Source organism: Bacillus sp. REN3, from assembly GCF_017912555.1.
Classification (GTDB): Bacteria; Bacillota; Bacilli; order Bacillales; family Cytobacillaceae; genus Mesobacillus.
On the sequence record NZ_JAERSD010000005.1, the window covers coordinates 12067 to 29870 of the forward strand.

Sequence of the window (17804 nt, forward strand, 5' to 3'; positions counted from 1 at the left end):
TTTGTCCTTCCTGTTGGTTAGTTTTACCAGTTTAGCTAGATCGCTGCGATTCTATATATAATAAGGAAAATACCAGGCATGATGGAATGGTCATGATTGACAGAGTTATTTTTGAGGTGTATCTTATAATAAGCTTTAAAACGTGTGATAACAGATGAGAGGCTGTTATTGGAGGGATTTTTTTGGTTGCGATTCAAGAAACGGAGTTAAGGCAGGGGATTCTTGCAGCAATAGAGCATGCCAAAGGACTTTCTCAGTCTGTTCTTGTCAGTGAAGTGCATAAAATAGACCATATAGACCCATTTAATTTTTTTGCATCAGGCAGGGAACGATTTTTAGGAGAACGGTTTTTTTGGAAGGATCCTGAAGGAACTGCTTTTATATCTGGATTGGGAATATGCGGACAAATACAGTCGGATCAGGGTGCTGACCGCTTTTTTCATGTAGAAAAAAAGTGGAAGCGTTTTAATGAAAATGCTCTTGTTTTCAATAAATTCAATGTGAATGGCACAGGGCCTGTTATGTTTGGCGGGTTTTCCTTTGATCCGATGAAAGAGAAAACCGGCCTGTGGGCCAAGTATTCCGGAGCATTATTCCATATTCCAAAATATATGCTGACAATTGTGAATGGTGATGTTTACTTCACGACGAATGTCATCTGCACACAGCATGATGATGAGTCCTTATTTGAAAAAGTGATCAACGAACGTCAAGAGATCCTGCAGGTGTCGGAAGAGAGTCCGCCACTTGCGAAGCCAGTGATGGAAAACATGGAGGAAATCGAGCCCGAAACGTGGAAACAAACTGTTACCGATGTGGTGAACGGGTTAGCAGACAGTGAATTGAAAAAGGTGGTACTCGCAAGGGAGCTGAGGCTCCACTTCAAAGATCCTGTGCAGGCTGAAACCGTCCTTCACAATCTTTTGCATGTCCAGAAAGATAGTTTTACCTTTGCGTTCGAATCGAATGGAGACTGCTTCATTGGCGCCTCCCCTGAAAGGCTTGTTAAGAAGGATGGAGGGAATGTTTTTTCTGCATGTGTTGCAGGATCGATCGGCCGGGGCTGTACATCCGCGGAAGATGAAAAGCTTGGCCAGGAGCTGTTGAACGACCAAAAGAATTTGATTGAACATCAATACGTAGTGGACATGATCAAGGAAGCCATGAGAGAGACATGTGATGAGGTTATCATCCCTGACGAGCCAAAGCTGATGAAAATGAAATACATCCAGCATTTATATACGCCAGTGGTCGGCCAAAACCGCGAAGGTACATCGCTTCTCGATTTAGTGGACAAACTCCATCCGACTCCAGCGCTTGGAGGGCTTCCAAAACAGGCAGCTGTTGAAAAAATCAGGGCAGTCGAGCAGCTTGACCGTGGATATTATGCTGCGCCGATTGGCTGGATGGACCATAAGGGAAACGGGGAATTCGCAGTAGCCATCCGTTCTGGCCTGATTCAGGGGAATGAAGCGTCACTGTTCGCCGGCTGTGGGGTTGTTGCGGACTCAAATGCCGAAAGTGAATACACTGAGACACGTATCAAGTTCAAACCGATGCTCACTGCACTGGGAGGAAATAAAGAATGAGCCACCAGGAAGACTTAACAGCCTATATAGCAGCTTTCGTAGCTGAATTAACAACGTCGGGGATCCAAGATGTCGTCATCAGCCCTGGCTCTAGATCGACGCCAATGGCCATGGTCATGTCAGAGCATCCGGAATTGCGGATCCATGTCCATGTGGATGAACGGTCTGCATCATTTTTTGCCCTGGGAATTGCGAAGGCATCGAAAAGGCCTGTTGCCCTCCTATGTACTTCGGGAACTGCAGCAGCCAATTATTATCCCGCAGTCATCGAGGCGGCCATCTCCAGGGTTCCTCTGATTGTCCTGACGGCCGATCGGCCTCATGAACTTCGTGATGTCGGTGCCCCTCAAGCAATCGATCAAATCCATCTTTACGGAAAAAATGTGAAATGGTTTGTGGAAATGGCGACTCCAGAAAAAACAGACGACATGATCAGGTATGCAAGGACCGTCTGCGCGAGGGCAGCTGCCACGGCTTCAAGCCATCCAGCCGGTCCGGTGCATTTGAATTTCCCATTCAGGGAGCCGCTCATTCCTGTCATGGATGACAAGTTATTCGAAACAACGGAACGATCAAGCGGGTATGTGGAAATCCAGACCGGGAATCTGTGCTTGCCGGATGAAGTTTACGCAGAGCTTGGGAAGGACCTTTCACATTACAGCAAGGGAATCATTGTTTGCGGACAAATGGATAACGATCGATTCGCTGAAGAAGTGACTGTCCTTGCCGAAAAGCTCAAGTTCCCTATCCTTGCTGACCCGCTTTCCCAGCTGCGGAGCGGAACGCATGATGGCCGGTATATTGTAGATTCCTATGATGCTTTTTTACGGAATGAAGATGCCAGGGAGGCGCTGAAGCCCGAATTGATCATCCGTTTCGGGGCAATGCCGGTCTCAAAAGCGCTGACGATTTTCATAAAGGAAAACCGCGGCGCAAGGCAGATAGTTGTCGATGGCGGAGGAGGATGGCGTGAACCGTCCATGTCAGCATCGGATATGCTGTACAGTGATGAGGCTGTTTTTTGCAAAAAAATCAGTGAGAACATTCATCCTGCAAATGGATCGGCTTATTTCGAAAAATGGCATGCTGCCAATTCTGCGGCCAAAGAAAAGATGGCTGCTGTTTCCGAAGTTGCAGAATTGAGCGAAGGAAAGCTTTTCCATCAGCTCATGGAATGGCTGCCTGAGAGCGCTGTGTTGTTTGTTGGCAACAGCATGCCAATTCGCGATCTGGACTCCTTTTTCCTTTTCAATGAGAAAAACATCAAGGTTATGGCAAACAGGGGAGCCAACGGGATTGATGGCGTCGTTTCGACAGCGCTTGGCGCTGCTGTCGTTTCACAGCCCTTCTATCTTGTGCTTGGCGATCTCACATTCTATCATGACTTGAATGGCCTTCTCCCTGCCAAGCTATATAATCTGGATATCAATATCTTGTTGATCAACAACAACGGCGGCGGGATTTTCTCCTTCCTTCCGCAGGCTGATGAGCCGAAGCATTTTGAAAAGTTGTTCGGAACGCCACTTGACCTTGATTTCAGCCATGTTGTTGCTATGTATGGCGGAAAATATGATGCTATCAAAGACTGGGATCACTTTTCAGAGGTTCTGAATGAAAATAAAGGAATCCATGGCTTGAAAGTGATGGAAATACAGACGGCAAGGGACAGGAATCTGACAGAACATCGAGATTTGTGGAAATCTGTTTCCCGGGAAATAAGTGAAATGGTAAAGGGTGACATGGAATGAAAAAGACGATCAATGGCTTAAGCTACCATGTCGAAATGTGCGGGGAAGGATTCTCGCTCATGGCTCTCCATGGGTATACAGGGGCGGCTTCCACTTGGAAGCCGTTTTGTCCTGTTTGGGGCACACATGCCAGCGTGATTATCCCTGATTTTCCAGGGCATGGCCAAACGGATTCACCTGCGGATGAAGCAAGGTACGAAATCGAAAAAATCGCAAATGACTTAAGAACACTGCTTGATGAGCTGGAAATCGAAAAGACGGATTTGTTAGGCTACTCGATGGGTGGCAGGGTGGCGATTACATTTGCCTCCCTTTATCCGCAAAGAGTCAGGAAACTTGTGCTTGAAAGCACGACACCTGGGATAGAGGATGCTCTTGCCAGGGAACTCCGCAGGCAAAATGACAGCAAACTCGCTGCCAGAATCGAAGCTGAAGGGGTCGAAAAATTCGTTGATTATTGGGAGTCCATCCCGCTTTTCCAGAGCCAGCTGAATTTACCTGATCATGTAAGGGAACAAATAAGGAATCAGAGAATGCTAAATAATCCACAAGGCCTTGCGAACAGCCTGCGCGGCATGGGAACTGGCAGGCAGCCTTCCTGGTGGGATAAACTCGGTTCTTTCCCGTTTGAGACACTGCTGATCACTGGAACACTTGATGAAAAGTTTGAGAAAATCGCGGAAAAGATGGCTTCCAGGCTTCCGAAGGCAAAACATGTGTCGATTGAAGGCAGCGGTCATGCAATTCATGTGGAACATGCTGAAAAATTTGGTACAATAGTAAGTGAGTTTTTGTCGAATACATAATTAGGAGGTAATTCAATGACAGTTGAGTGGGTTGCAGAACGCAAATATGAAGATATTCTTTATGAAACATATAACGGAATCGCTAAGATCACGATCAATCGCCCTGAAGTTCGAAATGCTTTCCGTCCAAAAACGGTAATGGAACTGATTGACGCATTTGCTTATGCGCGCGATGATGCAAGCGTTGGAGTCATCGTGCTTACAGGTGCAGGGGACAAAGCATTCTGTTCCGGTGGAGACCAGAAGGTTCGCGGCCATGGCGGCTATGTAGGCGAAGACCAAATTCCCCGCCTGAATGTCCTTGACCTTCAGCGTCTGATCCGTGTAATTCCAAAGCCTGTCATCGCGCAAGTAAAGGGTTATGCAATTGGAGGGGGACATGTCCTTCACGTCGTCTGCGACTTGACCATCGCCGCTGACAATGCTATTTTCGGCCAAACAGGACCTAAAGTAGGCAGCTTCGACGCTGGTTATGGTTCCGGTTACCTGGCAAGGATCGTCGGCCATAAGAAGGCTCGTGAAATCTGGTATCTGTGCCGCCAGTACAATGCCCAGGAAGCACTTGAAATGGGTCTTGTCAACACCGTTGTTCCGCTTGATCAGGTGGAACAGGAGACAATCAAATGGTGTGAAGAAATCCTTGAGAAGAGCCCAACAGCTCTTCGCTTCCTGAAAGCGGCAATGAATGCTGATACAGACGGCCTAGCCGGGCTCCAGCAATTCGCTGGCGATGCCACGCTGTTATATTATACTACTGACGAGGCGAAAGAAGGGCGCGATGCCTTCAAGGAAAAGCGCAAGCCAGACTTCGGCCAGTTTCCAAGATTCCCTTGATCATTTGCTAGGAAGAAGATTTGAAGAACAGCTTGATGGGTGATCCATCAGGCTGTTTTCGTATTAAAAAGCGAGTGGAAGGAGGGGATCGGCATGGATCAAATGATGCCGAACTGGCTGAAGAAAAGAGCTGAACTGACACCGGACAGGGAAGCCTTGATATATGAGGGACATACATATACGTTCAATCAGATGTTTGAATACGCTGCTGTCCTGGCAGGAAAAATTCGCTCCATCACTCCTGGAAAAAAGTCTGTTGCCGCCGTCCTTTTATCCAATAATGCTGACTCTGTTTTCGTGCTCTACTCCCTGCAAATCTCCGGCATCAGGACGGTGATTTTGAACAATCGGCTGACAGCGGAAGAGTTATCCTGGCAGCTCGATGATTCAGGGGCGGAAATCCTGATCTATGACTCAGCTTTTTCGGAAAAGGTCTATTCCATTGATTCGAAGTCGCAGTTCGTCAGCTTAGCCGAACTAGCGGATATTCCTGCAGGAAAGCCTGAGATCCTTGAGGAGTATGATTTGGGGGATGTTACAACCATCATGTACACTTCTGGAACGACAGGCAATCCTAAGGGAGTCATGCAGACCTATGGCAATCACTGGTGGAGCGCTGCGGGTTCCGCCCTGAACCTTGGATTGCATGAACACGATAAATGGCTGTGCGCAGTGCCGATTTTCCACATAAGCGGCTACTCAATCCTGATGAGGAGCCAAATATATGGAATGCCGATCGTGCTGCATCCTTCGTTTGATGAGGAAAAGGTGATTAAAGATATCCGCGATCATCAGGTTACGGTAATGTCGGTTGTCAGCACCATGCTGAAAAGGATCCTGGCCGGGCTGGGAGAAGAAAGGCTGCCAGCCGCTTTCAGATGCATGCTTCTCGGCGGTGGACCAGCACCTCTGCCAATGCTGGAGGAATGCCTTGAAAAAAAAATTCCGGTATTCCAGACATACGGAATGACCGAGACTTCCTCCCAATTTGCGACTTTATCACCAGAATACAGCTTTACGAAGCTAGGTTCTGCAGGAAAGGCTTTGTTCCCCAACCAAATAAGGGTTGCCGATGAGAAGGGAACCAACGTTCCAGCTCATACGGAAGGTGAAATCCTTGTCAAAGGGCCGAATGTAACAATCGGATATTTGAACAGAGAAGCAGAAACGGCGAAAAAAATCCGTAACCAGTGGCTGCATACCGGTGATATTGGGTATCTCGACAGCGATGGTTTCCTTTACGTCCTTGACCGCCGTTCAGATTTGATTATTTCCGGCGGGGAAAATGTTTACCCGGCAGAAATCGAAAGTGTGCTCCTTTCCCATCCGGCCATTGCCGATGCAGGGGTCGTGGGTGTGAAAGATGAGCAATGGGGCCATGTACCAGCAGCGTTTATCGTCTTGCATCCAGGCCAGGATGTCAATGCGGACGAATTAGCCGAGTTCTGCATCGAGAAACTCGCCAAATATAAGCTGCCAAAAAGATATTATTTTATAGATAATCTCCCGCGCAATGCAGCGAAAAAGTTATTGAGACGGAAGCTGCGCGAGAGGATTGAAACGAGGGGCGACAGCAATGGAAATTAAAGCGGTCAGGCTAAGTGTCATTCAAATGCCATTGAAACAGCCGTTCATGACCCATCTGGGGACAGTAGCAGCCAGGGAAGCGCTCATTGTCGAGGCTGAAGGGAAGGATGGCTATGTCGGATATGGGGAAGGTGTTGCTTTTTCGTCGCCATGGTACACAGAAGAGACCATCAAGACTTCTTACCATATGATAAGGGATTTTCTTGTTCCGCTCCTGAAGAATAAAGGTCTTGGACACCCTTCTGAAGCGTTTGGATTGTTCAAAGGAATCAGAAGGAATCACATGGCGAAATCAGCTCTTGAGACAGCGCTTTGGGATCTTCAGGCGAAGCGCCAAGGGATTCCCCTATCACAGTTAATTGGCGGGACTATGGAGAAAATTCCTTCTGGTGTTGTTGTCGGCCATCCCGATCCGACTGAAGCAATCAGGCAGATCGAAGGTTATTTAGAAGCTGGCTACAGCCGTATCAAGGTAAAGATCAATCCCGGAAACGATGTGGAGCTCGTTTCTGAAATACGCAGAAGATTTCCAGACCTGCAGCTGATGGCAGATGCCAATTCTGCATATACATTGGCGGATGCAAGTCGTTTGAAAGCGCTTGATGAATACGGGCTGCTTATGATCGAGCAGCCGCTTGGCCATGATGATATTGTCGATCATGCCAGGCTCCAGGCACAGCTTGCGACACCGATATGCCTGGATGAGAGCATTGTAACCTTTGATGACGCCCGCAAAGCAATCGAGCTTGGGAGCTGTAGGGTCATAAACATAAAGGCCGGCCGTGTTGGAGGGCTTGGAGAAGCAAAGAGAATCCATGATTACTGCTTCGCGAAAGGCATTCCTGTCTGGGCAGGCGGGATGATAGAATTTGGGATCTCAAGGGCACATAATATCGCTCTCGCTTCCATGCAAGGATTCACGATTCCCGGCGATATTTCGGGTTCCGCCCGATACTGGGAGGAAGATATCATCAAACCGGAAGTTCGTGTGGAGAATGGCTTCATCCATGTACCAGATCAGCCGGGGATAGGATATGAACTGAATCGTAAAAGGCTTAAGGAAGTCACGACGTTTAAGGAAGAATATATTTTTTAGCACTGTTCATCTGTCAGTGCTTTTTTTAATGCTATTTTAGAATAGTGTGATGTGCATCACTTATTCGAAGGTTTGTTTTTATTATAATCACTATGAGAATAAGAAAAAGTCAGAATCAGTGTAAGGAGTGGATAAGAATGCTCGATAAAAAAACAATCGAAATCATCAAATCGACAGTACCAGTACTTGAAGTACATGGCGAACAAATCACGACAGTTTTTTATAAAAGAATGTTTGAAAACCATCCGGAGTTGCTGAATATTTTCAATCACGCAAATCAAAAACAGGGGCGCCAGCAGAGAGCGCTTGCTGGAACGGTCTATGCAGCCGCAAAGTACATCGACAATCTTGAAGCGATCCTCCCGGTTGTGGAACAAATCGCACATAAGCACCGCAGCCTAGGTATCAAGCCTGAGCATTATCCAATTGTCGGGAAGTATTTGCTTCTCGCAATCAAAGAGGTACTTGGAGATGCGGCAACAGATGAGATCATCAATGCCTGGACAGAGGCATACGGCATCATTGCAGATGCCTTCATTTCCGTCGAAGCGGATATGTATGAGAAAGCAGCTTCCCAAAAAGGCGGCTGGGACGATTTCCGCGCATTCGTGGTGACTAACAAAGTCGAAGAAAGCGAAGTGATTACTTCCTTCTATCTGAAACCTGTGGATGGCAAAGAGATTGCAGACTTCAAGCCTGGCCAGTACATCAGTGTCAAAGTTGAAATCGAAGGCGAAGAATTCTCTCATATCCGTCAATACAGCTTGTCTGATGCGCCAGGAAAAGGCTATTATCGGATCAGCGTCAAGAAAGAAACTGGAATGGAGACGCCAGACGGCAAAGTTTCCAATTATTTGCACCGAAGCATAAATGAGGGCGATGTGTTGAACATCAGCGCACCAGCAGGCGACTTCTTCCTGGATACTGAAAAAGAAACTCCAATCGTGCTGCTCAGCGGAGGGGTTGGCCTGACTCCGATGGTCAGCATGCTGAATACCATAGCCGATATGCAGCCTGGAAAGGAAGTAACCTTCATCCATGCAGCACAAAATGGAAATATGCACGCATTGAAGGAGGAGGTAGCGGCCACTGCTAAAAAGACGAACGTAAGAACATTTGTCTTTTACGATTTACCAACAGAAGAGGACCGCAAGGAAGCGAGCTTCGACGCAGAAGGCTATGTCACAAAAGAATGGCTGAAAGAACACACCAACATAGGAGAAGCTGATTTCTATTTTTGCGGACCTGTCCCATTCATGAAAGCAATCAATGCTTCTTTGAAGGACCTTGGTGTCACAGAAGACAGGATCCATTATGAATTCTTTGGACCAATGGCAAGCCTTGAAGCTTGATTTTAAATGGCGCTCTCTGATCCGGAGGGCGCTTTTTGTGGTAAAGGTCCTTTCTGGAGGCTGGCAATCGGTCTGCTGGGAAGGAGACGTTCAGAAGAGAAACCGGGCCAGATGCCCGGTTTTTTGCTACTCCATCGCTTCGAATGTTTTGCAGTCTGTGTGTTTGTTGTTCTCTGCTGTTTCACCAATATGGCTTACGACATAAATTTTGTCAGCGCTGCAGAGATTTCCTTGCTCCCAGTACTGGCAGTTGTTTACTTCGCACAATACATCCTTTGCCATATACGTATCACTCCTTTTTGTTTGATACACCATTAGGATGCAATAACGTAAACGTCCTTATTCGCGTTAAAATCAGGCAGGGAATCAGCCCCGGATAGTTCCTCTTGTGGCTTTCCGGCAACCCATTAGGTCACGAGAAGCCCTCTTGCGTTCCCTTTACGCTCTCTCGAGAGACGATTTGGGCACGAAAGACGCTCTTGCGTTCCCTTCACGCCTTCCCGGCAGCCCGTATGGGCACGATTTGCTTCGGATCGTTCTGCTTTTGGCTTTCCGGCAACCCATTTGGGCACGACTCACCGGAAACCAGGGCAGGGCGGATCTTTGCTCGGAGACTTCCTCCCTGTATTTGTAATAGTATCCAAAAATAACATATCAGGATAAAAATAACCTCCCGAATGGGAGGCTGTTCGATCTTATTCATTTAAAGCTTTTTTTAGTGTGGAGAGATTCTTTTCCATCAATGTGAAATAGGTTTCTTTTTTGGAGAGATCATCCTCTGTCAACACGGAAAGATTATGAAGGGTCAGGGACTTAGCACCTATTTCTTTTTGGACGGTCTTTGCGAGTTTTGATTGGAAGTTTTGCTCATTGATGACATATTTCATTTCCTTCTCTTTCGCATAGGAAATCAGCTCTTTCAATTCCTTGTGGGATGGCTCATTTGTTGTTGAAACTCCGGAAATGCTGATTTGTTCAATGCCGTAACGTTTTTCCCAATAGTGATAGGCTGAATGTGAGACAATGATTTCCTTCCGTTTGGAGCTATCGATGGCAGCTTTGAAATCCCGATCGAGGTCTTTAAGCTGAGCGGATAGTTCACTGTAATTTTTTTGGAATGCATCTTCATGCTCAGGCATCAGCTTTGCAAGCTGGTCTTTTATCGCAGCAGCCATTTCGTTTGCATAAAGGGGATCGAGCCAAACATGTGGGTCAACATCACCATGGCTATGTCCTTCCCCATTTCCATGGTCATCCTCATTGTGATCGGCCACTTCCTCTTCATTTGTGCTTCCTTCTTCCAAATGAATGGCTTCGCCGACAGGCACCATTTTCACATCCTCGTTTTCAAGTGTTTTCTTTGCCTTGTCAACAAATCCTTCGAGGCCTAATCCAACATAGAAAAACAAGTCTGCATCGGCAAGAGTGATCATATCTTTTTGCGATGGCTCGAAGGTATGTTCATCTGCTCCTGGGGGGTAGATTGTGTCAACTTCCACATATTCTCCACCTATTTGTTCCGTGAAGTACTTCAGTGGATAGACAGTTGTGTAAACCTGCAGCTTTCCTTTCTGGTCTTGAATATTTTTGTCGGTTTCCTGTGCACAGCCGCCTAAAAAGAAAGCAGCAAACAATAAAATGGAAAAAAGAATGGCCAATCGTTTCATTTTGGAGCCTCCTATTAAAGTAAAAAGAAGTCTATAATAACAATATTAATCGTAATCGTTACGATTTATCTTTAAGTATCTTACATAAAGAATGCCCTAAAATCAAGTAAAAGATTTTTGTTCACTTACATTTTGCGGTATTCTTAGATAGAGAAATTTTTTCAAAGGGGTTGAAGTTATGAAAATGCTTGATGAGATACTGATACATAATCAGAAATTCGTTGAAGAAAAAAAATATGAGGAGTTTAAGACGACAAAGTTCCCTAACAAGCGAATGGTGATTTTAACATGTATGGACACAAGGCTTGTGGAGCTGTTGCCTAAGGCATTGAATGTCCGGAATGGGGATGTGAAGATTGTCAAGAATGCCGGAGCGCTGATCATGCATCCGTTTGGAAGTATCATGCGGAGCCTCCTTGTGGCTGTCTATCAGCTGAAAGCTGAGGAAGTGATGATCATCGGCCATTATGATTGCGGCATGAGTGGGATGAAGCCCGATGCTGTGATTGGGGAAATGAAGCGGCGGGGTGTTTCGGATGATATCCTCAATACGCTAAATTACTCTGGAATTGACATCAACCAGTGGCTGCATGGATTTGATAACGTTAAAGACAGTGTTGCCCACAGTGTTGAAATCGTCAAGAACCACCCATTGATGCCTGCAGACGTTCCGGTTCACGGGTTGGTCATTGACCCCGAGACGGGCAGGCTTGATCCTGTCATCAATGGTTATGAGGCTTGACCTTCTTTTTCGCTGGCCATTCTTCTGGGACATGATCGATCCCTCCCGGATGGAGTGGATGGCATTTGAGGATGCGGATGATCGTCAGCCAGCCGCCCTTGAAAGGCCCGAATCTCTGGATCGCTTCAAGTCCATAGTGCGAACATGTTGGATAGAAACGGCAAGTTGGCGGCTTTAGCGGCGAAATGACTGTCTGGTAAAAACGGATGAAGCCAATCATGGCTTTTTTCATCATGGCTGCATGACTCCTTACTGCAGGTTTTAATTTGTTAAATTGGAGGAGCTGGATTTCAGCTCCTTTTATTGATCGTTCCTAGTTATCTTGTATGTCAAAAAATATTCACATCGGCTTGAGATCCTAACCTTGCCCATCATCCGGACAGGTGTCCATCAGCCTGGGAAGGCAGATACGAGCCACGTCAAGAATCGGCAAGATGAATGGGCAGCCGCAATTTCAATCAAGGATGTGCTAAGGCATTTGTCAGGTATCAGAAAATTTAGCGGGCAATGGTAGTCAAGGGCACCTACTCAGGATTTGCCATTTGCCTGTTTTTGATTATTTTTCATCTTATCCGTTCCATCCAGCCTTTCATCAAGGGGATCGACGGTATGTTTGAACTGATAGGCTTTTGAAGTCGTGAGCACACTTAAAACCAGGACAACGATGACAATGACGACTGAAATAACTACTATAGTATACATAAAAAGGCCTCCTTTGCTTCAAAATTATTGTAGCATGTTCTTCTCTCCCATAGGAAAAAAGTTGCTGTTTTGATGTTTCTTTATATGGCGGGAAGGGAATATACAATCATGAGGAGGATGAAATCATGGCAAATCAAGAGTTGATTCAATCGGTAAACAAACAAGTAGCAAACTGGACGGTCCTTTACACTAAGCTTCACAATTACCACTGGTATGTGAAAGGCCGCCACTTCTTCACACTTCATACGAAATTTGAAGAACTGTACAATGAAGCAAGCGTCATCATCGATGAATTCGCGGAAAGAATCCTGGCGCTTGAAGGAAAGCCTGTAGCAACATTGAAAGAGTGCCTGGAGTTGTCATCCGTTGGAGAAGCGTCTGGCTCCGAAAAGGAAGAAGATATGGTCAGCCAGTTGTACGATGATTTCTCCAAGATTGTCGACGAGCTTCAAGAAGGAATTGAAATTGCCCAGAAGGCTGAGGATGAAGGGACAGCGGACATGCTTTTAGGCGTCAAGAAGAGCCTAAGGAAGCATATGTGGATGTTCAAAGCATACCTCGGATAAACAGAAAAATGGCCGCCGATGGCCATTTTTTCATTTTCCAAAAAGAAAAACCGGCGCAGGCCGGTTTGTATGTATGCGGTAATTTTTGATTTTTGAAATCAATGGATATTCCGGGATGGAAAGGAACCGACAGAACGTGTTCCGAAATCTTCCTGGGCGAACTTCCCCTTGAGGCTCTCGATCAAATACAGGCCCATCAAGTCATAAAGCTCTTGCTTGTCGAGGTCTTCGATGATCTTCAATAAATCTTCGCGGCTCATTTCTTCAAGGAACGCAAACGCAAGCATATCAATATCCTCTTCGTCACCGGTCAATTTGTTCCTGTATAATTCATATAGTTCATCTATGAGTTTCATTTCGAATCACCTCACAATTCGTTGCGTCCATAATCAATTCGTTGTATTTATTAAATACCCTTTGCCAGAAAAAATATTCCTTGAAATCAAAGTATTTTCCTGAGACAGCGCGTGGCAATTCAATTGTATCCCATCTCCTGGGAAGATGATAGGAAATTAATTCAATTGTGAAAAGGCAGTATAAAGGCATGCTGGTGCAGGGAACGATATCCATGAGGTGAACTGTATGGCTAATGACAAGAAGACGTATTACATCAATGTGAGCGATGGAGAAATTTCCACCGTTTCGACGGCATCGCCATGGAATTTTAAAATAGAGGCAACGGATGAAGAAATCACCGATTTGAGGGAGATTTTCGAACAGGCGTATTCCACTGGCTGGCAAAATTTCATGAGGGCCCATGTTCCTTATATCCAATATCATTATGACAGGGAAAATGATGCGCTCGACAGATTGCTTGTCCAGGTCTATGAGCAAATCTACCAGCTTGGGGACGAAGAAGCGAAACAGCATATCGAAAGCATGGGAATCCTTCCTGGCAAATAAAAGATCCCGGGGCATTTGCATGTCGGCCACGTCCCTATATAATCAATATAGGGAGTGGGTAGGGAATGGAACAATTCATTGATATGAACGGCGCAAAGGTCACCCTTGTTTTTTCGGAAAATGCGTTTGATCGAAAAGCGAGGCATATCCTTGTCATTTGCCGATATAAAAATGATTGGCTGTTGACGAAGCATAAAGAAAGAGGCCTGGAGTTTCCCGGTGGAAAAGTGGAGGAAGGGGAAACGCTTGAGCAGGCCGCAAGGCGGGAAGTTCTTGAGGAAACCGGCGCCGTGCTTGGAAAACTGGAAAGCGTCGGGGAATACCGCGTTGACGATGGGAAAAGCCCCTTTGTCAAAAGGATTTTTTACGGTGAAGCAGAAAGGCTGATCATCCGGGATCATTACCTGGAAACTGCTGGTCCCGTCCTTGTCAGCGGAGACTTGCTTTTAGAAAGAATGAAGGATGGTTACAGCTTTATCATGAAAGATGCTGTCGTGGAAAGAAGCCTGCAATTTCTGCGGAATAAATTTGAGTTTTCGTAAAAGGTTGTTGTTTAAAGCCGGCAGTGCTTAGAGGATCATTGTTTACCAAAATACACTTTGAAAATCGGCCCCATGATTTCAGGGGACCGATTTTTTTGTGTTTTTATCTGAATCTGTCTTGGATACACCGTCCAATAAAAAGGGGTTGTTCATTGATTTCCCTTGATCAGTTTCTTTTCAAGCAGCTCAACCAGCTGATACATCAAGGTTGCGAAGATCGCAATGACAAACAGCGAAAGGAAAACAAGCGTGAAATTGAATACTTGGAAACCGTAGATAATCATATAGCCGAGGCCTCGTGCAGATACTAGGAACTCGCCGACGATGACGCCGACCCAGGATAACCCGACATTGACTTTAAGCGTCGAGATGATCGTCGGGAAGGAGGCGGGCAGGATTGCCTCCTTAAAGCATTGTGACCTTTTGGCGCCGAAAGTCTGCAATACTTTTAAATAGTTCGGATCGACTTCCTTAAAAGCTGTATAGACGACAATCGTTGTTATGATAATCGAAATGATGGCGCCCATTGCCACGATCGATGTTAAATTCGTGCCAAGTGCGACAATCAGTATTGGCCCAAGTGCGACCTTTGGCATTGAATTGAGGACGACAAGGTATGGATCCAGGATTTTTGACAGCATCGGCGACCACCAGAGCATCGCAGCGAGCAGTGTTCCCAGCAGTGTTCCGAGGATGAAGCCCAGTACGGTTTCCGCGAGCGTCACGCCAAGATTCATCATCAGAGAGCCATCAAGCGTTTTTTCGACAAGGAGCTTCCAGATTTTCAGCGGAGAACTGAACAGGAGCGGATCGAGCCACTGGGCCCTGCTAGCGGTTTCCCAAAGCGCAAAAAAGGCGATGAAGATAGTGAACTGGTAAAGGCGGACGACTTTTCGCTCACGGCTTAACGTTTTTAAGTATTGCTTATGGAGGAGTTCAGTATTCTTCTGCGGGTTCAATGAATTCCAACTCCTTCCAAATTGTTTGGAACAATTCATTATACATTGGGTGGTTCCTCGATTCGAAAGGTGTCAATGACTTCAATTCTTCTGGCACCGAAAACGTTTTATATAGCGTGCCAGGCCTGGGGGAAAACAGGAAAACACGGTCGCTCATCGCAATCGCTTCCCCGATGTCGTGGGTGACAAGGATAGCTGTTTTTCCGAAAGCCTTGAATGTATTGGCAACAAGATCCTCCAATCTGAGCTTTGTCTGGTAATCCAGCGCCGAAAAGGGTTCATCAAGCATCAAGAGCTTTGGTTCAGTCGCGAGTGTCCTGACGAGCGCAACTCGCTGCCTCATCCCTCCGGATAGCTGCTTCGGATAGAGAGCTTCAACATTGTCAAGTCCCATCTCACCAAGCATTGCCAACACTTTCTTTTTCTTGGACACATCTTCAATTCCGCCGATTTTCAGTCCGAGAAGGACATTTTCTTCAATGGTTTTCCAAGGGAATAAATAATCCTGCTGCAGCATGTATCCCATTTTATCGGCAGCATCCTTCACTGGTTTTCCTTCGAGGGTGATGGTTCCGCCGGTCGGCTCGATCAACCCGGCAATAATCGAAAGGAGGGTTGTCTTGCCGCAGCCGCTAGGGCCAAGAAAGGAGACGAACTCTCCCTTCCTGACATCAAGCGAAACATCATCAAGGGCTGTTGTAGCGGAAACGTTCGTGAAATAAGTATGATGGATTCCTTTTAATGATAAAAAGTCCACGTGGCTGCAACCTCCTGTTTATTTCATGACTTTGCCTGCCACTTCTGTATTGACGAGAGTGTCATGGCTTACTTTTTTCGGGAGCTCACCAGCTTCATCCATGATGTCCTGCAAGTTGCTCCACTCCTCCGCATCAAGGATCGGATCTGTTGCAAATGACCCCTGGCTCTTATACCGATCTACGACTGTTACGATCAAATCAAGGTCTGTATCCTTGAAATATGGCTGGATAGCTTCAGCGGTTTCCTTTGCGCTGTGGTTTTCCACCCATTGCTGCGCCTTGTAAATCGCTCGGGTGAATCTTTCGATTGTATCGGGATTTTTTTTCATATAGCTTCGTTTAGCCATAAATGTGGTATAAGGTACATGGCCCGACTCTGTTCCGAAAGAAGCGATAATATGCCCTTTTCCTTCTTTTTCAAACAAGCTGGCAGTGGGTTCGAACAGCTGGACGAAATCGCCGGTCCCAGATGCGAAGGCATTCGGGATATTGGCAAAGTCGATGTTTTGGATGAGATTCAGATCTTTTTCCGGATTGATGCCGTGCTTCTTGAGGACGAACTCACCGACCATTTGGGGCATGCCGCCAGTCCTCTGTCCGAGGAAAGTTGTACCTTTCAGCTGGTCCCAGGTGAAGTTTTCAATTTTTTCCCTCGATACAAGGAAAGTGCCATCCGTCTGGGTTAACTGGGCAAAGTTGATGACAGGATCATTTGAACCTCGGGCATACACATAAATCGATGTTTCAGAGCCAACAAGGGCAACATCAGCTGCATTAGAAAGGACGGCCGTCATTGTTTTGTCTCCGCCCCATGTAGTTGTCAGTTCAACTTTCAACCCCTCCTCCTCAAAAAATCCTTTTTCAAGGGCAACATATTGAGGAGCGTAGAAAATCGACCGTGTTACCTCAGCGACGCGGATTGTCTGTACCTTTTCTGTTCCGCAGGCTGCAAGAGGTATAATAAGAATCATGACCATCAATAAAGATAAACCCGCTCTGGACCACTTTTTCATACAGGTGCCTCCTAAAAACTCTTTTGGAAATGAGTAGTTATGCAATCTACGATATCGTATGAGCTTGATAAAAATGTGTGAATGCCCAGGAAAAAAAACATATGAGGAGTGAGACGCTTGGAAAAGGAAGGACAAATCATTTCAGCATATAAATTTCCATCGCCAAACCCTGCAGTCGAGCTGGAATTGGTAACCTATTATTCTGAGGGATTGAAGGTCAAGGGCCTCCTCGCAAAGCCTAAGGACTGCAGCAGCACGGACGGATTCCTTTATTTGCGGGGAGGCATCAAGAATGTCGGCAAGGTCAGGCCGGCAAGGATCGCCCAGTTTGCTTCGGAGGGATTTACGGTGTTTGCGCCTTTTTATCGCGGCAACCAGGGCGGGGAAGGGGACGAAGATTTCGGCGGCGAAGACCGGAATGATGCATACGCGGGTTTCGAGCTTCTCCAGTCCCTTCCGTGGGTGGATAAAATCCATCTCTTCGGTTTTTCCAGAGGCGGTCTGATGGCATTGCTGACAGGCATCCGGTTTCCAAGAGCAGCGTCCATCGTCACATGGGGCGGGGTCACAGATCTATCCCTGACCTATGTGGAAAGAAAGGATCTGCGAAGGATGATGAAACGGGTCATTGGCGGGACGCCAGCAAAGTATCCAAAACGATATAAATCGAGGACGCCCCTTTATGAGATTGACAAACTCGAGGTACCTGTCCTCCTGATCCATGGAATGCAGGATCGGAATGTGTCTGTCGAGCATTCCTTCAGGCTGGAAAAGAGGCTGAAGGAATTGGGGAAGGAGGTTGAAAGCTGGTATTTTGATGAATATACCCATTACTTCCCTCCGGTCACCAACCGGAAAGTCGTTGAGGATTTATCGAAGTGGATGAAAACCCATTCAGAAAAGTGATAGAATAAGGTTGAAGTGACATTGAAGAGGAGAG

General features: G+C 46.4%; 20 protein-coding genes. 12 read left to right on the forward strand and 8 right to left on the reverse strand.

Annotation, left to right across the window (positions count from 1 at the left end; genetic code table 11):
• Window positions 1-182 precede the first annotated feature (182 nt).
• From JJQ88_RS05910 to hmpA, 7 genes are all read left to right on the forward strand, one after another.
• Window positions 183-1589, forward strand: coding sequence for an isochorismate synthase (locus JJQ88_RS05910; RefSeq protein ID WP_210364808.1), 1407 nt, complete (start codon window positions 183-185; stop codon window positions 1587-1589).
• Window positions 1586-3337, forward strand: coding sequence for a 2-succinyl-5-enolpyruvyl-6-hydroxy-3-cyclohexene-1-carboxylic-acid synthase (gene menD, locus JJQ88_RS05915; protein ID WP_210364809.1), 1752 nt, complete (start codon window positions 1586-1588; stop codon window positions 3335-3337). Before JJQ88_RS05910 ends, menD begins: the two co-directional genes overlap by 4 nt.
• Window positions 3334-4143, forward strand: a complete 810-nt coding sequence (gene menH / locus JJQ88_RS05920) for a 2-succinyl-6-hydroxy-2,4-cyclohexadiene-1-carboxylate synthase (protein ID WP_210364810.1) — start codon at window positions 3334-3336, stop codon at window positions 4141-4143. The genes menD and menH overlap by 4 nt, the downstream gene beginning before the upstream one ends.
• 15 nt (window positions 4144-4158) lie before the next feature.
• Window positions 4159-4977 carry a 1,4-dihydroxy-2-naphthoyl-CoA synthase gene (gene menB, locus JJQ88_RS05925; RefSeq protein WP_210364811.1) on the forward strand — a complete coding sequence of 273 codons (819 nt, stop codon included), beginning with the start codon at window positions 4159-4161 and terminating at the stop codon, window positions 4975-4977.
• A 102-nt stretch (window positions 4978-5079) separates the two neighbouring features.
• Window positions 5080-6564, forward strand: a complete 1485-nt coding sequence (locus tag JJQ88_RS05930; protein WP_210365007.1) for an o-succinylbenzoate--CoA ligase — start codon at window positions 5080-5082, stop codon at window positions 6562-6564.
• Window positions 6554-7660: an o-succinylbenzoate synthase gene (gene menC, locus JJQ88_RS05935; RefSeq protein WP_210364812.1), complete on the forward strand. Its 1107-nt coding sequence runs from the start codon at window positions 6554-6556 to the stop codon at window positions 7658-7660. The genes JJQ88_RS05930 and menC overlap by 11 nt, the downstream gene beginning before the upstream one ends.
• Before the next feature lie 137 nt (window positions 7661-7797).
• Window positions 7798-9012 carry an NO-inducible flavohemoprotein gene (hmpA, locus tag JJQ88_RS05940; RefSeq protein ID WP_210364813.1) on the forward strand — a complete coding sequence of 405 codons (1215 nt, stop codon included), beginning with the start codon at window positions 7798-7800 and terminating at the stop codon, window positions 9010-9012.
• A gap of 126 nt (window positions 9013-9138) precedes the next feature.
• Here the strand turns inward: hmpA and JJQ88_RS05945 are convergent, their stop codons facing one another.
• Entirely contained in the window at window positions 9139-9294 is a 156-nt protein-coding gene (locus JJQ88_RS05945) for a DUF1540 domain-containing protein (RefSeq protein WP_210364814.1), read from the reverse strand.
• A gap of 413 nt (window positions 9295-9707) precedes the next feature.
• On the reverse strand, window positions 9708-10679 hold the full coding sequence (locus JJQ88_RS05950; protein ID WP_210364815.1) for a metal ABC transporter solute-binding protein, Zn/Mn family: 972 nt from the start codon (window positions 10677-10679) through the stop codon (window positions 9708-9710).
• Window positions 10680-10857: 178 nt separating this feature from the next.
• Here JJQ88_RS05950 and JJQ88_RS05955 point away from each other — a divergent pair, with 178 nt between their 5' ends.
• The gene (locus tag JJQ88_RS05955) at window positions 10858-11421 is read left to right on the forward strand and encodes a beta-class carbonic anhydrase (RefSeq protein ID WP_210364816.1); all 564 of its coding nucleotides are present in this window, start codon (window positions 10858-10860) and stop codon (window positions 11419-11421) included.
• Here JJQ88_RS05955 and yidD read toward each other — a convergent pair.
• Together yidD and ytzI are read right to left on the reverse strand one after the other, a co-directional pair.
• Window positions 11402-11656: a membrane protein insertion efficiency factor YidD gene (gene yidD, locus JJQ88_RS05960; RefSeq protein WP_210364817.1), complete on the reverse strand. Its 255-nt coding sequence runs from the start codon at window positions 11654-11656 to the stop codon at window positions 11402-11404. The two genes, JJQ88_RS05955 and yidD, sit on opposite strands and share 20 nt — an antisense overlap.
• Before the next feature lie 293 nt (window positions 11657-11949).
• A complete protein-coding gene (ytzI, locus tag JJQ88_RS05965; RefSeq protein ID WP_210364818.1) occupies window positions 11950-12123 on the reverse strand; it encodes a YtzI protein in 174 nt (57 codons plus the stop codon).
• Window positions 12124-12248: 125 nt separating this feature from the next.
• Here ytzI and JJQ88_RS05970 point away from each other — a divergent pair, with 125 nt between their 5' ends.
• Entirely contained in the window at window positions 12249-12689 is a 441-nt protein-coding gene (locus tag JJQ88_RS05970) for a Dps family protein (protein ID WP_210364819.1), read from the forward strand.
• 98 nt (window positions 12690-12787) lie between these two features.
• Here JJQ88_RS05970 and JJQ88_RS05975 read toward each other — a convergent pair whose 3' ends face one another.
• On the reverse strand, window positions 12788-13045 hold the full coding sequence (locus tag JJQ88_RS05975) for a DUF6154 family protein (protein WP_210364820.1): 258 nt from the start codon (window positions 13043-13045) through the stop codon (window positions 12788-12790).
• A 226-nt stretch (window positions 13046-13271) separates the two neighbouring features.
• Here JJQ88_RS05975 and JJQ88_RS05980 point away from each other — a divergent pair, with 226 nt between their 5' ends.
• Together JJQ88_RS05980 and ytkD are read left to right on the forward strand one after the other, a co-directional pair.
• On the forward strand, window positions 13272-13592 hold the full coding sequence (locus JJQ88_RS05980; RefSeq protein WP_210364821.1) for a hydrolase: 321 nt from the start codon (window positions 13272-13274) through the stop codon (window positions 13590-13592).
• Between the two features lie 65 nt (window positions 13593-13657).
• Entirely contained in the window at window positions 13658-14134 is a 477-nt protein-coding gene (gene ytkD, locus JJQ88_RS05985; protein WP_210364822.1) for an RNA deprotection pyrophosphohydrolase, read from the forward strand.
• Window positions 14135-14283: 149 nt separating this feature from the next.
• Here ytkD and JJQ88_RS05990 read toward each other — a convergent pair whose 3' ends face one another.
• From JJQ88_RS05990 to JJQ88_RS06000, 3 genes are read right to left on the reverse strand one after another with little or no spacing between them, the layout of a single operon-like run.
• Entirely contained in the window at window positions 14284-15093 is an 810-nt protein-coding gene (locus tag JJQ88_RS05990; protein WP_246860958.1) for an ABC transporter permease, read from the reverse strand.
• Window positions 15071-15850, reverse strand: a complete 780-nt coding sequence (locus tag JJQ88_RS05995; RefSeq protein ID WP_210364824.1) for an ABC transporter ATP-binding protein — start codon at window positions 15848-15850, stop codon at window positions 15071-15073. The genes JJQ88_RS05990 and JJQ88_RS05995 overlap by 23 nt, the downstream gene beginning before the upstream one ends.
• A gap of 18 nt (window positions 15851-15868) precedes the next feature.
• The gene (locus tag JJQ88_RS06000) at window positions 15869-16864 is read right to left on the reverse strand and encodes an ABC transporter substrate-binding protein (RefSeq protein ID WP_210364825.1); all 996 of its coding nucleotides are present in this window, start codon (window positions 16862-16864) and stop codon (window positions 15869-15871) included.
• 117 nt (window positions 16865-16981) lie between these two features.
• Between JJQ88_RS06000 and JJQ88_RS06005 the strand changes: the two genes are divergently transcribed.
• Complete coding sequence (locus JJQ88_RS06005) at window positions 16982-17770, forward strand: alpha/beta hydrolase family protein (RefSeq protein ID WP_210364826.1); 789 nt, start codon at window positions 16982-16984, stop codon at window positions 17768-17770.
• Window positions 17771-17804: the final 34 nt, after the last annotated feature.

Bases quoted from the DNA above. Each gene is read 5' to 3' on its own strand.
- menH (WP_210364810.1), top strand. From the start codon at position 3,334: ATGAAAAAGACGATCAATGGCTTAAGCTACCATGTCGAAATGTGCGGG.
- menB (WP_210364811.1), top strand. From the start codon at position 4,159: ATGACAGTTGAGTGGGTTGCAGAACGCAAATATGAAGATATTCTTTAT.
- hmpA (WP_210364813.1), top strand. From the start codon at position 7,798: ATGCTCGATAAAAAAACAATCGAAATCATCAAATCGACAGTACCAGTA.
- JJQ88_RS05950 (WP_210364815.1), bottom strand. From the start codon at position 10,679: ATGAAACGATTGGCCATTCTTTTTTCCATTTTATTGTTTGCTGCTTTC.
- ytkD (WP_210364822.1), top strand. From the start codon at position 13,658: ATGGAACAATTCATTGATATGAACGGCGCAAAGGTCACCCTTGTTTTT.
- JJQ88_RS05930 (WP_210365007.1), top strand. From the start codon at position 5,080: ATGATGCCGAACTGGCTGAAGAAAAGAGCTGAACTGACACCGGACAGG.
- yidD (WP_210364817.1), bottom strand. From the start codon at position 11,656: ATGATGAAAAAAGCCATGATTGGCTTCATCCGTTTTTACCAGACAGTC.
- JJQ88_RS06000 (WP_210364825.1), bottom strand. From the start codon at position 16,864: ATGAAAAAGTGGTCCAGAGCGGGTTTATCTTTATTGATGGTCATGATT.
- menD (WP_210364809.1), top strand. From the start codon at position 1,586: ATGAGCCACCAGGAAGACTTAACAGCCTATATAGCAGCTTTCGTAGCT.
- JJQ88_RS05945 (WP_210364814.1), bottom strand. From the start codon at position 9,294: ATGGCAAAGGATGTATTGTGCGAAGTAAACAACTGCCAGTACTGGGAG.
- menC (WP_210364812.1), top strand. From the start codon at position 6,554: ATGGAAATTAAAGCGGTCAGGCTAAGTGTCATTCAAATGCCATTGAAA.
- ytzI (WP_210364818.1), bottom strand. From the start codon at position 12,123: ATGTATACTATAGTAGTTATTTCAGTCGTCATTGTCATCGTTGTCCTG.
- JJQ88_RS05980 (WP_210364821.1), top strand. From the start codon at position 13,272: ATGGCTAATGACAAGAAGACGTATTACATCAATGTGAGCGATGGAGAA.
- JJQ88_RS05955 (WP_210364816.1), top strand. From the start codon at position 10,858: ATGAAAATGCTTGATGAGATACTGATACATAATCAGAAATTCGTTGAA.
- JJQ88_RS05975 (WP_210364820.1), bottom strand. From the start codon at position 13,045: ATGAAACTCATAGATGAACTATATGAATTATACAGGAACAAATTGACC.
- JJQ88_RS05970 (WP_210364819.1), top strand. From the start codon at position 12,249: ATGGCAAATCAAGAGTTGATTCAATCGGTAAACAAACAAGTAGCAAAC.